Source organism: Rubritalea squalenifaciens DSM 18772 (assembly GCF_900141815.1).
GTDB lineage: Bacteria > Verrucomicrobiota > Verrucomicrobiia > Verrucomicrobiales > Akkermansiaceae > Rubritalea > Rubritalea squalenifaciens.
This window is the reverse complement of sequence record NZ_FQYR01000005.1, coordinates 649,398-664,655: the sequence shown is the minus strand read 5'-3', so window position 1 is coordinate 664,655 and position 15,258 is coordinate 649,398. Positions and strand designations below refer to the sequence as shown.

General features: G+C 51.2%; 9 protein-coding genes and 1 tRNA gene. 7 read left to right on the top strand and 3 right to left on the bottom strand.

Annotation, left to right across the window (positions count from 1 at the left end):
* Positions 1-513: 513 nt before the first annotated feature.
* The 3 genes from rnc to BUB27_RS16055 form a co-directional block, all read right to left on the bottom strand.
* The gene (rnc, locus tag BUB27_RS16065) at positions 514-1,197 is read right to left on the bottom strand and encodes a ribonuclease III (protein WP_143184876.1); all 684 of its coding nucleotides are present in this window, start codon (positions 1,195-1,197) and stop codon (positions 514-516) included.
* Between the two features lie 79 nt (positions 1,198-1,276).
* A tRNA-His gene (locus BUB27_RS16060) sits at positions 1,277-1,352 on the bottom strand.
* A gap of 94 nt (positions 1,353-1,446) precedes the next feature.
* Positions 1,447-2,052, bottom strand: a complete 606-nt coding sequence (locus BUB27_RS16055) for a hypothetical protein (protein WP_159435018.1) — start codon at positions 2,050-2,052, stop codon at positions 1,447-1,449.
* Positions 2,053-2,180: 128 nt separating this feature from the next.
* On the opposite strand from BUB27_RS16055, the gene mgtE reads away from it, so the two are divergent.
* The 7 genes from mgtE to BUB27_RS16020 all read left to right on the top strand — a co-directional run bounded on the left by mgtE (position 2,181) and on the right by BUB27_RS16020 (position 15,220).
* The gene (mgtE, locus tag BUB27_RS16050; RefSeq protein WP_143184874.1) at positions 2,181-3,569 is read left to right on the top strand and encodes a magnesium transporter; all 1,389 of its coding nucleotides are present in this window, start codon (positions 2,181-2,183) and stop codon (positions 3,567-3,569) included.
* A 117-nt stretch (positions 3,570-3,686) separates the two neighbouring features.
* The gene (metH, locus tag BUB27_RS16045) at positions 3,687-7,532 is read left to right on the top strand and encodes a methionine synthase (protein WP_143184873.1); all 3,846 of its coding nucleotides are present in this window, start codon (positions 3,687-3,689) and stop codon (positions 7,530-7,532) included.
* Positions 7,533-7,937: 405 nt separating this feature from the next.
* Complete coding sequence (locus BUB27_RS16040; protein WP_143184872.1) at positions 7,938-11,375, top strand: hypothetical protein; 3,438 nt, start codon at positions 7,938-7,940, stop codon at positions 11,373-11,375.
* A gap of 18 nt (positions 11,376-11,393) precedes the next feature.
* Positions 11,394-12,191, top strand: a complete 798-nt coding sequence (locus tag BUB27_RS16035; protein ID WP_143184871.1) for a hypothetical protein — start codon at positions 11,394-11,396, stop codon at positions 12,189-12,191.
* A 133-nt stretch (positions 12,192-12,324) separates the two neighbouring features.
* Positions 12,325-13,212 (top strand): LamG-like jellyroll fold domain-containing protein, encoded by an 888-nt coding sequence (locus tag BUB27_RS16030; protein WP_143184901.1) that lies wholly within the window; start codon positions 12,325-12,327, stop codon positions 13,210-13,212.
* A gap of 195 nt (positions 13,213-13,407) precedes the next feature.
* On the top strand, positions 13,408-14,235 hold the full coding sequence (locus BUB27_RS16025; RefSeq protein WP_143184900.1) for a LamG-like jellyroll fold domain-containing protein: 828 nt from the start codon (positions 13,408-13,410) through the stop codon (positions 14,233-14,235).
* 199 nt (positions 14,236-14,434) lie between these two features.
* Complete coding sequence (locus tag BUB27_RS16020) at positions 14,435-15,220, top strand: LamG-like jellyroll fold domain-containing protein (RefSeq protein WP_159435017.1); 786 nt, start codon at positions 14,435-14,437, stop codon at positions 15,218-15,220.
* The last annotated feature ends 38 nt before the right edge of the window (positions 15,221-15,258 follow it).

The window sequence follows — 15,258 nt, the reverse complement described above, 5'->3', positions numbered from 1 at the left end:
CATCTGCCGTCTGCGCCGGATTCTCATCCGTCCGCAGCACACAATTCAGTCTTTCCTCTTCCATCTGATCCAGTCCTTCCGACCCTCTTTCGAGAGGCCGCATACTGGCCAGACCGTGCTTGTTAAAGATCCGTTCCGGTGAGATTCGAACCCCGGCTGCTGAGCGTATCAGGCATTCCGTTTTCCGGTCTCTTCCGTGCCCCCCGGCTGGCGGGGCGGGGCGCAATCTACATATTTCCCGGTCCGGGTCAACATCTTTCAGCACCTTTTTTCAAAGTTTTCTCACCCCATTTTCACAACTCACTGAAATCCAGCCACGCAAACTCATCACATTGTTAGACCTTTTTTTCAACCCGATCTAGATTACCTAACATAGCTTAACTAATTCACCCCATTTCACCACTTCACAAGGCTCAGAAATTCCATCATCCACCCTATATTGATTTGAAAAGGGCACAAAAAAACGCGGATCAAATGACCCGCGCTTCACAAAACAGCTCTATTAACCCCCTTTTAGGATTCCCAGACTCTCTCCTCCATCGCTTTGGAAGCAGCAGAAGCTTCGGCCTCCTTCTTATTACGCCCTTTTCCACAGGCCAACACTTTAGACTGCCAGGTAACCTCTACCTCAAATTGCTTATCATGGTCTGGTCCAGACTCACTAGTCACGCGATACACTGGGCTCTCAGGCTGGATAGCCTGCAGAATCTCCTGAAGCTTCCCTTTTGGATTCTTCTCTTCCGGCTCCATGGCAATCTTCTTTATCTCCTGCTCCGCCACCTTGAGCACAAGATCACGCGCAGTATCAAATCCACCATCAAGATAAACAGCCCCCAAGATCGCCTCGAAAGCATCCGCCAATGTAGAGGCCCTCTTTCTTCCACCACTGGATTCCTCCCCCTTGCCTAAAAGAACATACTCACCGAGGTGGATCTGCTTCGCAAAGCGGGTCAAGGCCTGCTTGGAAACCAAACGCGCTCGCATTTTAGTAAGATCCCCTTCCGCAAAACCCGGGAAGAGCGTGTAGAGATGATCCGTAAGCGCCAACTGAAGTACCGCATCTCCCAAAAACTCCAATCTCTGGTTATCAAAGTGCGGACGCTGTGTCTCGTATGCCAAGCTGGGATGAGTCAGCGCTTCGGCAAGCAAAAGTGAATTTCGAAATTTGTAACCTAAACGCTGTTCTAGTGTTTCCATACCATCGATTATCAAAAAATAGTGAGGCTGGGCTTTAGATTACCTGCAGACCTCATTGAAAGTTCAAAGTGTAAAAAAATGGGGTGACCGACGGGACTCGAACCCGCGACAACCGGAATCACAATCCGGGGCTCTACCAACTGAGCTACGGTCACCATGTTGGTGGTCTGCGGGGCGCAACCTAATCATTCCCGAAGTCTTGGCAAGACAAAAAAGCATTAAAATCCTCAAAAAAATTGACCTGTCTACCTAACCCTTTCTGAGAGCGTTCTTCATGGTAGATCCGAACATGAATATCAAAGTAACCACAGGGTATGCTAGCACCATAATAATGGATGGAAGGTTGCCCATACTTTGCTGCATCCCCCCCATGCCAGACACTTCCTGACCATTCATTTGCTGTGACAACTCCTGTAATTCATTCTGATGCGGCAACATCACAACCAAGCTAGCTATCAGCAATACAATCCGGGAAGCCGCCCATACGATACTAAGATTCCTCCCCCACATCTTACGCTTCAACAAACCGATACCTGCGATGAATAGGATAATGCCCAGAACCAAGCAGACAACACCCTCAATCAACATCCACCGACCCATGATATCCCAAATCTGCTTGAACACTTCAAAGTCTATCCCCTCCTCCTTCAGGCCTTCCTTCATCTGCCCCATCAAGGCCCCCATGGCAAAATAGACACCCAGGAACGCCAGCGATTTCAGCCCACCTAGCACTGAGTAGACGATATGGATGATTCCAAACACCTTTGGCTGCTCACTTGGCACCTCATTAGCAGTCAAGTCTGAAGAGCCGGCAGCCTCCGGTGCCTGATATGGTGTCATTCCATTCGAATTCATAAGCTATCATTGATTTTTCACCCGTGCTGGGTCAAGCCCTAACAAGCACGGAATTCCCGCTCTTCAATTATTCAAGCATCCTACGTATTCGGTCTTTCAATAGTGTATGATTCCGCTAGATTGAGCGCATGCCTGAGGACAACGAGATCAAGCGACTGCTACTCGAAGCAACCGAAAACAGAAATGCGGAGGAATTCCACAGGCTAGCTGAGCAACTTCACTACGCCGACCTTGCGGATTGCTACGAGGATTTAAGCGAGGAGGACCGCGATTTCTTCACCGAGACTCTTGGTGCGGAAGCCTTCGCTGACGTCATGGCCGAGCTCCCGGAATCACTGATTGAAGAGACCATCGAGCGCTTCGATCAGGATGAGCAAAGGGAAATGCTGGACCAGATGTCCGACGATGACCGAGTGGATATGCTTCAGGATGTGAGCGACGATACCCGCCGCCGCCTGCTTGACCTAGTAGAGCCAGACGACATTGAAATCACGAAGTCCCTGCTCAAGTATGACGAGGACACTGCTGGTGGACGCATGACGACCCACTTCGGCCGCGTGAGAGTTGGAATGAATGTCAAACAGGCCTTGGATAGCCTGCGGGCCAAGCATGAAGAGACCGAATCACTCGCTCGGATCTACGTGGTCGACAGCAAAGGCCGCCTGGTCGGCCTACTGCGCTTCCGTGATCTCGCCTTCAATACTTGGGACACCCCTATCGAAGATATCGTGCGTCCTTACGAGCACTGTATTCTGGCCACTGCCGATCAGGAAGAAGCTGCACAGATGTTCTCCAAGTACGACCTGATCGTGCTCCCCGTGGTTGATGAGTATGATCGCCTTCTAGGTATCATTACCCACGATGACGCTCTTGAAATTATCGAAGAGGAGTCCACCGAGGATATGGAGAGAATGGCCGGTTTTTCTGGTGATGTCTCTGAAGAGACCTACCTCAACACGAGGACACTCACCCACTTTAAACGCCGCTTCCCTTGGCTCTTCGGTCTCGCGATTATGGCTATCGCATCCGGTATTGTGATGCTCAGCTTCGAGAGCGTCTTGAACAAGCTGTTCATTCTCTCACTGTTCCTTCCCATGGTAGTGGCGGCAGGAGGTAATACGGGGGGACAAGCCTCGACCATGGTCATTCGTGCTATGGCCCTGGGAGAACTGGAACCAGGCACCACCATGCGTGTAGCTCTCAAAGAATTGCGTCTTGGCCTCCTACTGGGCTCCCTGCTCGGCATAGGAATGGCACTCATCACCGTTTTCGTCGTCCCGATGTTTTATGACGGCATGCCTGAGAGCATCGGCTTCACCAAATTCGCCATCGCCATCGCATTTGCCCTGATCACCCAGATCACTACGTCCAGCTTGGTCGGCTCCTTGCTTCCCATTGGCGCTCGTGCCGCCAAAATCGACCCAGCGGTCGTGGCTGCACCAGCCATTACGACCATTGTCGACGTTACAGGCATGGTAATTTACTTCCTGATCGCCAAGTCCATTCTTGGATTGTAGCAGACACCTCAAATCAACATATCCTGATTTGACGATATGTGTACTTGCATCTGCATTTTAGCCTAGTAAATTCCGCCGTCTTGCCCCATCAGCGGGCAGACAATCAACGGATTAACTATGCCTAGACCAGACGCCACCGCCGAACTCACCGCAGCCCTAAAAGAACGCATCCTCATGCTCGATGGAGCCATGGGGACCACCATTCGTGGATATGGTCTTACAGAACAAGATGCGAGAGGCGAACGTTTCAAGGACTCTGAAAAGGACATCCTGAACAATGGAGACATCCTCTGCCTGACCAGACCTGATGTCATCTCAGATATCCACCTTCGATTCCTTCGCGCTGGCTCAGACATCATCGAGACCAACTCCTTTTCGGGCACTTCCATCGCCCAGTCCGAGTTCTTCGTGGAAGATCCGCGTGAAACCGGTAAAGGCCGCAAGGATCCGGAGTTCTACCAAAAGGTGTTAGACGACGAATTCCTCAAAGACTTGGCATGGGACATCAATGTCGCCTCGGCGAGGCTAGCCCGTGAGGCTTGTGATCAGGTAGAGGCTGAGACTGGTATCAAGCGCTATTCGGCAGGCTCTATCGGCCCAATGACTGTTGGCCTGAACAACTCCGCGGTGGACCCAGACGATCCAGGTTTCCGCGTGGTAACTTTCGATCAAGTCTATGAGGACTACAAACGCCAGATCCGGGCCCTCGTGGAAGGCGGCGTGGATATACTGATGATCGAGACTATCTTTGATGCGCTGAATTCCAAGGCTGCACTCGTCGCGGCTCAAGACGTTTTCGAGGAAGACGGCTTCCGCCTTCCCATCATCATTTCTGCCGCCGTGGGCCGTGGAGGTGAAACCATGATTTCCGCTCAGAAAGTAGAAGCGCTCTGGAATGCCGTCGCTCATGTGAAACCTCTCGCCATCGGCCTAAACTGCTCCCTTGGCCCGGACGAGATGCGCCCCTTCATCGAGGAACTCAGCAATGTCTCCGAAGCCTTTGTCTCCTGCTACCCGAACGCAGGCATGCCTGATGCCCTCTCTGAGACAGGCTTCCCCTTTGGCCCTGAAGACATGTACGCCAAGCTCAGAGACTTTGCCGAGTCTGGATTCATCAACATGGCTGGAGGCTGCTGCGGCAACACCCCTGAGCACATCGCAGCGATCGCCGATGCTGTTAGAGATGTAACGCCGAGAGAAATCCCTACCTTAGAGCCATTGCTTCGTCTGTCGGGCACCGAGCCCTACAACCACACCAAGGATAAGAATTTCCTGATGATCGGTGAGCGCACGAACGTGGCCGGTTCACCACGCTTCCGCAAACTCATCCAAGAGGGCAAACTGGAAGACGCGCTCTCTGTAGCCCGCCAACAAGTGGACAATGGCGCCCCCGTGATCGACATCTGTTTCGATGACGGCCTGATCGACGGCGTAGACATGATGACCCGTTTCCTGAATCTCGTACAATCAGAGCCAGACATCACCAAAGTGCCCATCACTGTCGACTCCTCCAAGTGGGAGATCATTGAAGCTGGCCTAAAGTGCCTTCAGGGCAAAGGCATCGTAAACTCCATTTCCCTCAAAGAAGGCGAAGAGGCTTTCAAGAGCAACGCTCGCACCGTCATGAAATTTGGCGCAGCAGTCGTCGTCATGGCCTTCGATGAAAACGGTCAGGCCGCCACCTATGAGGATAAGATTCGTATCTGCGAGCGCGCGTACCGCATCCTCGTCGACGAAGTAGGTTTCAACCCACAAGACATCATCTTCGACCCTAACATCCTCACTGTAGCGACAGGCATCGAGGAACACAACAACTACGCGGTCGACTTCTTCAAGGCTACCAAGTGGATCAAAGAAAACCTCCCCGGAGCTAAAGTATCTGGAGGAGTCTCCAACGTGTCCTTCTCATTCCGTGGTAATAATGTCGTGCGTGAGGCGATGCACTCAGCCTTCCTTTACCACGCTGGTCAGAACGGCATGGACATGGGCATCGTGAACGCAGGGATGCTGGAGGTATACGACGAGATCCCCAAAGACCTTCTAGAACATGTCGAGGACGTTCTTCTTAACCGCGATCCTGATGCCACTGAGCGACTGCTAGACTTTGCCGAACAATTCAAGGGCATCAAAAAAGAGCAGCAGGCAGAGGACCTTGCCTGGCGTGAGGAGTCTGTTGAAAAACGACTGGAGCATGCCCTGCTCAAAGGCATCGACACCTACATCAATGAGGATACCGAAGAAGCCCGTCAGAAATACCTCAAGCCTCTCCGCGTAATCGAAGGCCCACTCATGGACGGCATGTCCGTGGTAGGCGACCTCTTCGGCGCAGGTAAGATGTTCCTTCCACAGGTGGTCAAATCCGCCCGAGTGATGAAGAAGTCCGTAGCCTACCTAGAACCCTACATGGAAGAAGAGAAGGCCGAGAAACTCGCTGAAAAGATCAAGGAGATCCAAGCAGCTAACCCAGAGCTCTCTAATGAGATGGCTCTTGTGCAGGCCGAGAAATCATCTTCCGCAGGGAGAGTCATTATGGCCACTGTGAAGGGTGACGTGCACGACATCGGCAAAAACATCGTCGGTGTCGTTCTCGCCTGCAATGGCTTTGAAGTGATCGATCTCGGCGTCATGGTTCCCTGTGAAAAGATCCTAGAAACCGCCGTGGAAAGACATGTAGATGTCATCGGACTCTCCGGCCTCATCACCCCTTCACTGGATGAAATGGTTCATGTCGCTTCCGAGATGGAGCGACGCGGCATGAAGCTACCCGTCCTAGTTGGAGGTGCGACTACTTCAGCAGCGCATACCGCAGTGAAGATCGCTCCGAACTACTCAGGCCCCATCGTGCACGTACTCGACGCCTCACGCTCAGTTCCGGTTACGACCACCCTGCTCAGCAAGGACGGCAAAGAGAAGTTTATCAAAGAAAACGAAGAGAAGCATCAGAAGCTCCGCGAGAATTTTAACAAGAAGTCCAAGCCTTCCATCTCCCTCAAAAAAGCACGCGAGAACAAGCCAAAATATGATTGGGCCACCTATCAGCCAGCCCAACCGGAATTCACCGGGACTCGTGTGATGGACAAGCAGTCACTACGAGAACTCGCTGAGTACATCGACTGGACGCCCTTCTTCCACGCTTGGGAACTGCGTGGTGTTTGGGACCGTGAAACCAAGACTCTAAAGACCAAGGATGCTGAAGGGGCAAAGCAGGCACAACATCTCTATAATGATGCTCTAGATCTGTTAGAGGATATCATCACTAACAAGCGCTTCACGGCCCGCGGCGTTTATGGCTTCTTCCCGGCTAACTCAGACGGCGACGACATCACTGTCTGGAAGGACGAGGAACGCGGCGAGAAGGTCGCCACCTTCCACACGCTTCGTCAGCAAATTGAGAAGACATCAAACAAACCTCACATGGCCCTGAGTGACTATGTGGCCCCTGAAGGCAAGGACTACATCGGCGGCTTCGTGGTAGGAATCCACGGAGCAGATGAATGGGCCAAGGAAGTGGAAACTAGTGAGCACGATCCGTACAAAGGCATCATGATTAAAGCTATTGCCGACCGCTTGGCCGAAGCTTTTGCTGAACTACTTCACCACCGTGCGCGTGTGGCCTGGAGTTACGAAAGACCGAATGAGTTCAACCACAATGAACTCATCAAGGAGCTCTACCGTGGTATCCGCCCTGCACCAGGCTACCCTGCCCAGCCAGACCATACCGAGAAACCCATACTCTTCGACCTGCTCAAGGCCTCCGATGTGACTGGTGTAGAGCTCACCGAGTCCTGCGCCATGCATCCTGGCGCGGCAGTATCCGGCCTCATGTTCTCACATCCTGAGTCCAGCTACTTTGCTGTCAGCGACCTGCAAAAGGATCAAATCGAAGATTATGCTGAGCGAAAGGACTGGAGCATCCAGGAAGCCGAGAAATGGCTCGGACCATGGCTTGGCTATAACGCCTGAGATAGCCTCTCTTGCTCCCCCCTCTGCCTGACCGCATCCTCTCGGATGCGGTTTTTTGCTTAGGCCGAGTGAATCATTTTCAATCGACTAAAATTTCCGCCCCTGAATTAACATAACGCGCCACCATACTTTACATATCAAACCCTCAGCGGAACCCCTAAAATCTGTAGATTTGGCAATTTCACCTTCAAATCTATCACACATATTACGTCAATGGAATGTGTCAGAATAGCCCCATGAATAACTTTTTACCTTTCGAGAAACACCTCTAATTGCTATCTATCGTTGGCATAAGAGATGAAGAGTACATCAAACACATTCTATTCAGGCAGAGAGACTGAGAAAAAGCAACTGCCTCAGGACAGGCATAGTAGAGGCTTTGCTCTCATATCGACACTGAGCGTGATGTCATTACTCCTCCTCATCGCACTGGGTGCGATCAGTATGAGCAGTAATGAATCTAGATCTGCCTTGCAAGACCGCTATCAGGCGGAAGCAGAGGCCAATGCGCGCCTGGCGCTTCAAACAGCCCTTGGCAAGCTTCAAGAATACGCAGGCCAAGACCAGAGGGTTACAGCTACAGCAGGAATTCTCGACAGTGACCCTAGCACACCCACGATCGACTCAGTAGCCAACCCTTATTGGACAGGCGTCTGGAAGACGACAGACGAACAGGGCCTTCCTCTGATCAAACGCAATGACTTAGGAGACAAGTCTCTCAAAGCTGCTGGACTACTTGATGACAGAACCCAGTCACCTCTTAACACACCGGCTCTCAAGCAAGATTCCGCCCTCGCTTGGTTGGTCAGTTCACCAGCGGTAACAACAGCTGATCCGATCAGTGAATGGAAAGATGAAAAAGTCACCTTAGTGTCCAGCCCTGGCCAGGATAAACCGGAAGTCATCGCCCCTTTGGTGAAAGTAAACGATAGAGGGTCCTACGCTTGGTGGGTCGGGGATGAGGGAGTCAAAGCCAGACTGGCTATCGATCATCCCTACAACGATAAGAAACCAGACATGAACAAACCTGATGAAGGTTACAGCTGGCTCACAGCCAGCCCGGGCCTCAATCATAGCGCCATCCAATCCGAGTGGAAAAATCTCGAAGACACACCCGAGCGCATGCTCAGCCGCAAAACGCTTGCCCTTTCTAGCAAATCAATCACCCAAGAGCAGTTTCATGACTACACTGTCTACTCCGAGGGAGTACTTGCCGATAGTTTACGAGGCGGTCTCAGAAAGGATTTAAGTAGTTTCCTACTCGAAGGAGATCAATCTCCTCTCAAAGATAAGAATAACAACACCCTAGCCGCCGGAATCACACTCAACAGCCGACTCATTGGCCCTATGGACGCTCAGGATGCTGAGATTCAGGGTATCAAGTGGGATGACACCAAGCACCAGAAAATGTCTCCGAGATTCGGCCTACTCAAGAGCTGGGTCGAGCAGGGTGTTGCAGCGAAGGGCAACAACAACCAGCTAGCACTCTCACTTCCTAAGCACGCTACGGTTCCTGAAGATGCGTTCATCAATAACAAGCTCTATGATCTCCAGGATCAGACAAAAGCGTCTATCAAACCTCTCATGGTTGAAGGCAGCATCTACAAGAACCTTACCTATTACAAATTGGGCGACCAGTATCGACTGAGGTTACACGTCTATCCACGCGTCGTCTTGTGGAATCCCTACAACACCACGATCACGACAGACCAACTAGTCGTCTATCTCAGAATCATGGGGGTGCGCAGTGTCATCCTCAATGATGCCTCGGGCAACTCGATTGTTGATATGACTCTACCTAGCCTGGCACAGGCAAAATACGGTGCGGGCATCACCTATGGATCCTTTGCTTTCACCCTGGAACCGACCACCTTTGAACCTGGAGAATGCCTTGTCTTTAGCAAAGCTTCCAATGGCTCCACACGCTATGAAAAAGGTGTCGTTGCCCTCAATAAGCTGAGCGCTAAAACGCCAGCCGCTAACAAGAACTTCTACGTAGACGACACCATCAAGAAAACCTTTAAGACCAAACCCACGAACCTACGCTATCGCTTTTACGCTGGCGGCCGCATCGAAGATCTATCACTTGATTTAAAGGCCTATCCTAGCAGTCCAGCACCCCGCTTCTTCAACATGCAGTCCACCCATGACGATTGGGTGGCCATCCAGAAGATCAATTACCACTTTGCTTATGGAGACGGACGAAATCCGGAACGCGGTACCGGCTGGCGCTCTACCGACTTCCAGCCCATCGAAGACTTTACAATCGCTCAGCTGAACGAGCCCTATTACAAGACGAAAGATGGCGCCCGCCTGAGATGGATTGAGGAAACTCCGACCAATCAGAACCATCTTGGTCAGAACAAGAACGCTCTTCAGTCTTCGCTCATCATCAACAACAATGCTCAGGCTCATCTCTCCCTGCGCACTCCTCAGGACAGCTTGTTTAGCGGTGTCGATCCCAAGTTTTTTGGCAACTTTGTGAGAGACGTCTGGGATCCCATGACCGGCTGGAATGCCACCGCCCCTATCCCTCTCGGCAATGGAAAATTTGGCGGCAATCCCTTTGCGTCCCCTCAGCAATGGTCACGCCCCCGCTATACACTCTTTGATCTTCCTGATCCAGAGATCGGCCTAACCTCTCTGGCTCAGCTCCAGCATGCCCCCGTCTCCGCACTTTCCTGGCAGCCATCCTATGCAACAGGCAATTCCTGGGCAAACCCCCGTGCCCCCCTGACTGGCACTGCTCCAAACTGGGACGCTTATGGCGGCTGGAATTCAGCAAAGCTGGAACACAATAACCGAGCGGTCCAGGCACGAGACCTCCTTCAGGTCGCAGCATTTGGCCACACGAACACACAATGGCGAGGTAAAGACCCTGACCAACTTCAGCACGATCTTTCTTATGAGATCAACCATCAGCTCTGGGACCGCTTCTATCTCTCAGGCAACAAGACAAACAAGGTGAAAGCTTACCTGAACGGACAAACTGACGAGCTCCTTAAAAATGCCCGATTACGCCGCACGAAAATTTCTGAGGAGAATGATGCAGGCTACCATGAGTCTGCCGGCAATCTTGCCATCGTGGGCGCCTTCAATGTCAACTCAACCTCGATCGAGGCTTGGAAAGCATTGCTGCTCGCCACGAAAGATGCGGCACCTGATCAAGACCAGAATGCGAAGGACCGCGCAGCATTCCCACGCTCCCTGACTCCGCTTAGCGGAGCAGCAGACACAGCCAAACCAGACCAATCCAGCAAATCCAATGATGCCTGGTCGGGCTATCGCAGCCTCTCTGATCAAGAGATCGACCTGCTTGCTGAAAAGATTGTCGCGGAAGTCAAACAGCGTGGTCCTTTTATCTCCCTCTCTGACTTTGTAAACAGACGTCTCAGAGATGACGAGACAGGGCTTAAGGGAGCTTTGCAAGCAGCCATCGATGCGGCCGAACTAAATAAACATCATGACAACTTCACCATCGACTCCACCGATCTGAAACCTACGTCAGGCCAAAATATTCGAGAAATTCAGAAAGCTAAACCGATGCACACCACCGCTGGAGCCCCTAACTATCTTCAGCAAGCCGATCTGCTACAACCGATGGGTCCCTACCTTTCGGCCAGATCAGATACCTTTGTGATCCGCACTTGCGGACAAGCCAGAGACTCACAAGGAAAAATCAAAGCGGAAGTCTACTGCGAGGCTGTTGTCCAGAGAAGAGCTACACCTATTGCTCCCGATACCACTGGACTCAATCCTCTAAAAGACAATAGCCCTCAGTCTAAGTTAGGCAGACGTTTCGAAATCGTCTCCTTCAGGTGGTTAAACAAGAAAGAACTCTAAGTCACTCCACACGTACGTATGACCAAATCACTACTCACACTCGCCACTTCTCTCTGCGTTATCTCATCCCCCTCCTCACACGGCTCCGATTCAGGATCAAAAAGCCTGTGCATCCTGCCCGTGGGCCAACATCCACCTACCGTGATTGAGACCATCGGTAAAGACAAAGAAGGAGCCACTCTCACCAAGGAAAAGGAAGTCCATGCACGTTTCCTGCCTCCACAATCACTCTACGCCCTAAAAAAACATCAGGCTGATCCAGCCATCATCCCCCTGACACTGAACCGTCGATCCCGTCCAATCACCTTCGACAAGGAGACTAGTTTAAAAATTGTGACCAAACCGGAAAACGGGGCGCTTCTCTACCAGTACAAGGAAAGTAAGAGCCAGGCAAAAAATGACACCGCATACTCGGAACTTCTCCTTCTCCTATACCCGAAAACCACCAAGAAAGACTGGTCTGATTACGAGACGCGAGTGCTGAATAATGACTGGACACACTTCCCAAGCAAATCGTTACGAGTCATCAATGTGTCCTCCGTCGATTGTGCCCTAGCTCTGGGTGAGTTAAAAACCCGGGTCAATGCTCAGGATGTGAAGATCATTGAGATCCCCACTGCGAGTGCTGACCAAGACTACGCCAGCTTCTCAGTCCACGCGAATACCAAGCAAGGTGTTCTCAGCCTGATGAACAATACAGTCATGCTGGACACCCCACAGAGATACACCGTCCTGATCTTTGACGATATGTTTCAGATAGCGAAAAAGCCTATCCAGACGCAACTCCTGACCGAAAGCCCACACAGAGGAGAATAGCCTTCACTTTTCTTTTCTCGCACTGTGTCAACTTTGTTTCCCTCTTAACATTTATAGAATCCTTCTAGAAACAAAACTTCCACAAAGTTTCCCAAAAAACAAAACAACACCACGAAGATCACAAATATTTACTATGAAACAGAAGCATACATGGCTGGCAGCCATACTCACACTTGGTATCGTTAGTGCGGCAGATGCGGCCATTACCTCAGGATTGGTAGCCTACTACGATTTTGAAGAATCCGGCACCGCAGGACTGGCAAATAAAGCACCCAGCGCATCAAGCTACAATGGCACCTGGGTGAGTGGATCGTTCGATTCAGGCAGCGGCCCAGGATTTACCGGCGATAGCAGCTTTGACCCAGGCGACGGCGTGAGTGACCGCAGCACCTTACTCGCGGGCAATGCCCTTAACATTGTCGATGCGACCAATGACTTCATGTCAGTTTCCCTAGGCACGGCTCAGCTGGGCAAAACCATGACTATTTCCATGTGGACCTATCTTGCACCGGGCGCCTCCAATGGCAGCGCTCGTTTCCATGCCTTTGAAACCGGAGATAGTGGCGTTTATGATCTTTCTATCGGAACCGCTGGCAATTACAGCACTACAGGTAGAGACGATTACTCGGTCTATATTGGAGACAATAACTTTGTCGGTTCTTACACTGGATTTGCCGAAGGCGAATGGGACCACCACGTATTGGTGATTACAGAATCCGGTGACGATATTTTTGGCGAATACTATCTCAATGGTAGCTCTCAAGGAGTGACTCTGGACACAGGCGCTGCAGCCAGCTTTGATTTCAGTACCCTACACTTTGGGGATTCGCGCTCTGGGTCTGGCGAACGCGACTGGGACGGAATGATCGATGAAGTTGCCATCTATGATCGGGCCATCACCTCTGATGAAGTCAACGAACTCTATAATCTTGGGCTAACTGGCCAAGCTATACCTGAACCATCAGCAATGGCGCTTCTATGCCTGGCTGGTTTGGGCGTCATGTGCCAACGCCGCCGCTAGTTGCAGGGTGAGCTCTCTCGCCCTACGCAAGCACATCCCGTTTTCCCTTTTGTAAACGGGATTTTTCATCTCATGGCTTTTCATGGCGAATATGTTTCCCTAGAGAAACATATGTAATTGACAGAAACAGTGTTTCCTGTATGCAACTATATAACCTTTAAAGGTTATTTAATGAAACCTCAGTAGAAAAACTGCATGAACTATAAAACCACCTTATCAGCCTCTCTTGCCGCCCTCGTGATGGCTGGCACGATGCAAGCTGCAATCACATCAGGCTTGATCGTCTATTACGACATGGAAGACCTCACCAATAAAGCTGGCTCTGGCCCTGACCTCACTGAAGCAGGCACAGGTTCCTATACCGGAGTCGCTGGCGGGGTATCCGGCAATGCAGCAGAATTTACCGGTACTACAGGAGACCTTCTCAATACAGGCCTAGGTTTCGGTGGCGGCGGAAGCAACCAGTTAGGAGACAGTTTCACCGTCTCTGCTTGGTACAACGTAGACACTGACGCCACCAGCGCGGCAAACCGCTTCTTCGTGTTCGAGGGCGCATCCGACTACGACCTTTCTTACGGAGTGCGTAACCTACTCAACAATAACGGATTCAACGACACTCAAACCTACACCAATACTGAGCCAGTGGATCAGTTTGCCAATCATGCCGACGTCCATACTCAAGGCAGTTGGCAGCATGTACTCATCACTTACGACAGTGACGGTACCGATACCACCATCACCACCTATATTGACGGGGCAGCACAGCCTGGGACCATCACGGTACTCACCGAGCAACTTTCCTCTGATTCCATCAACATTGGAAATGCCAGAAATACGGCCCTGAGCCGTGCCATGGATGGTAAAATCGATGAATTTGCAGCCTGGGATCGCGTCCTCGACTCCTCCGAAATCTCCGAAGTCTATGCGCTTGGACAAACTGGCACAACGCTAATCCCAGAACCATCATCTACCGCATTACTCGGTCTGGCCGGCTTAGGCCTCATTCTGCGCCGTAAACGCTAACCCTCCCCTCTCTGGAATTTGTTTAGCCCATGCTCAGCCTTTTACCAAGAAGGCTGGCTTACCTCCTCATTTCCCACATAGAAACATATTTTCTTTTAAGAAACTTAACGCTTCACATATAAAACAGTTTCCTATATGCAACTTAATGTCTCCCAGAGAGACATTGGTACCTAAACAAGAACAAAACCTCATTCATACTATGAAACTACAACACACGCTAAAATCTGTCGCCATGACAATTGGCCTTACAGCCAGTGTTCAAGCTGCGACAATCACACACTACTGGAGCTTTGACTCTGATTTTACAGCAGATATCGGAGGCTCGAGCGCTGACTTTAGCGCCGTCAACGGAGCCACCGCAGGTGGCGTAACTGGCAAGTTTGGAAATGCGGCTGATTTCAACCGTGATTCCTCACAATATGCCGTGCAAACAGCTGATCTCACTTCTGCAGGAACAGACTTCAGTGTCTCCGTATGGTTCTACAATGACGACCCAACTTATGATGGCCGTCAATTCATTTTGGAGGATCTTCGAGGAGATTCGATTGGAACTACAGCCAGTGACTATAACACATCCATCGGTCTACAAACCGACTTGGACGCACAATTCTATATTCGAGACAATGGAAGTGTGCGTTCGGCTCCAGTTAGTCAGAACACCTGGACAAACGCTATTCTCACCTTTGATGCCGATGGCGCAGTAGGTGGCGGCGGGCTCTTCACTGGTTATATTAACGGTGTACAGGTAGGCACGCTTGAGCGCAATTCCACAGCCATTGGCGGCCTCGTCATCGGAGGACACCGTGCAGGCACAGGCCGTAACTTCGATGGCCAGATCGATGACTTGGCTTTCTATGACGGCGTTCTCTCTAGTGGAGAAATTTCCAATCTGCAGACTGCATCAGCAGCAGCAGTCCCAGAGCCAAGCAGCACAGCCCTTATCGGTCTCGCAGGCCTCGGCTTCATCCTTCGCCGCCGCCGATAGTCGATAGCTTCATCCTTTTTACCATCATCAAAGCCGCT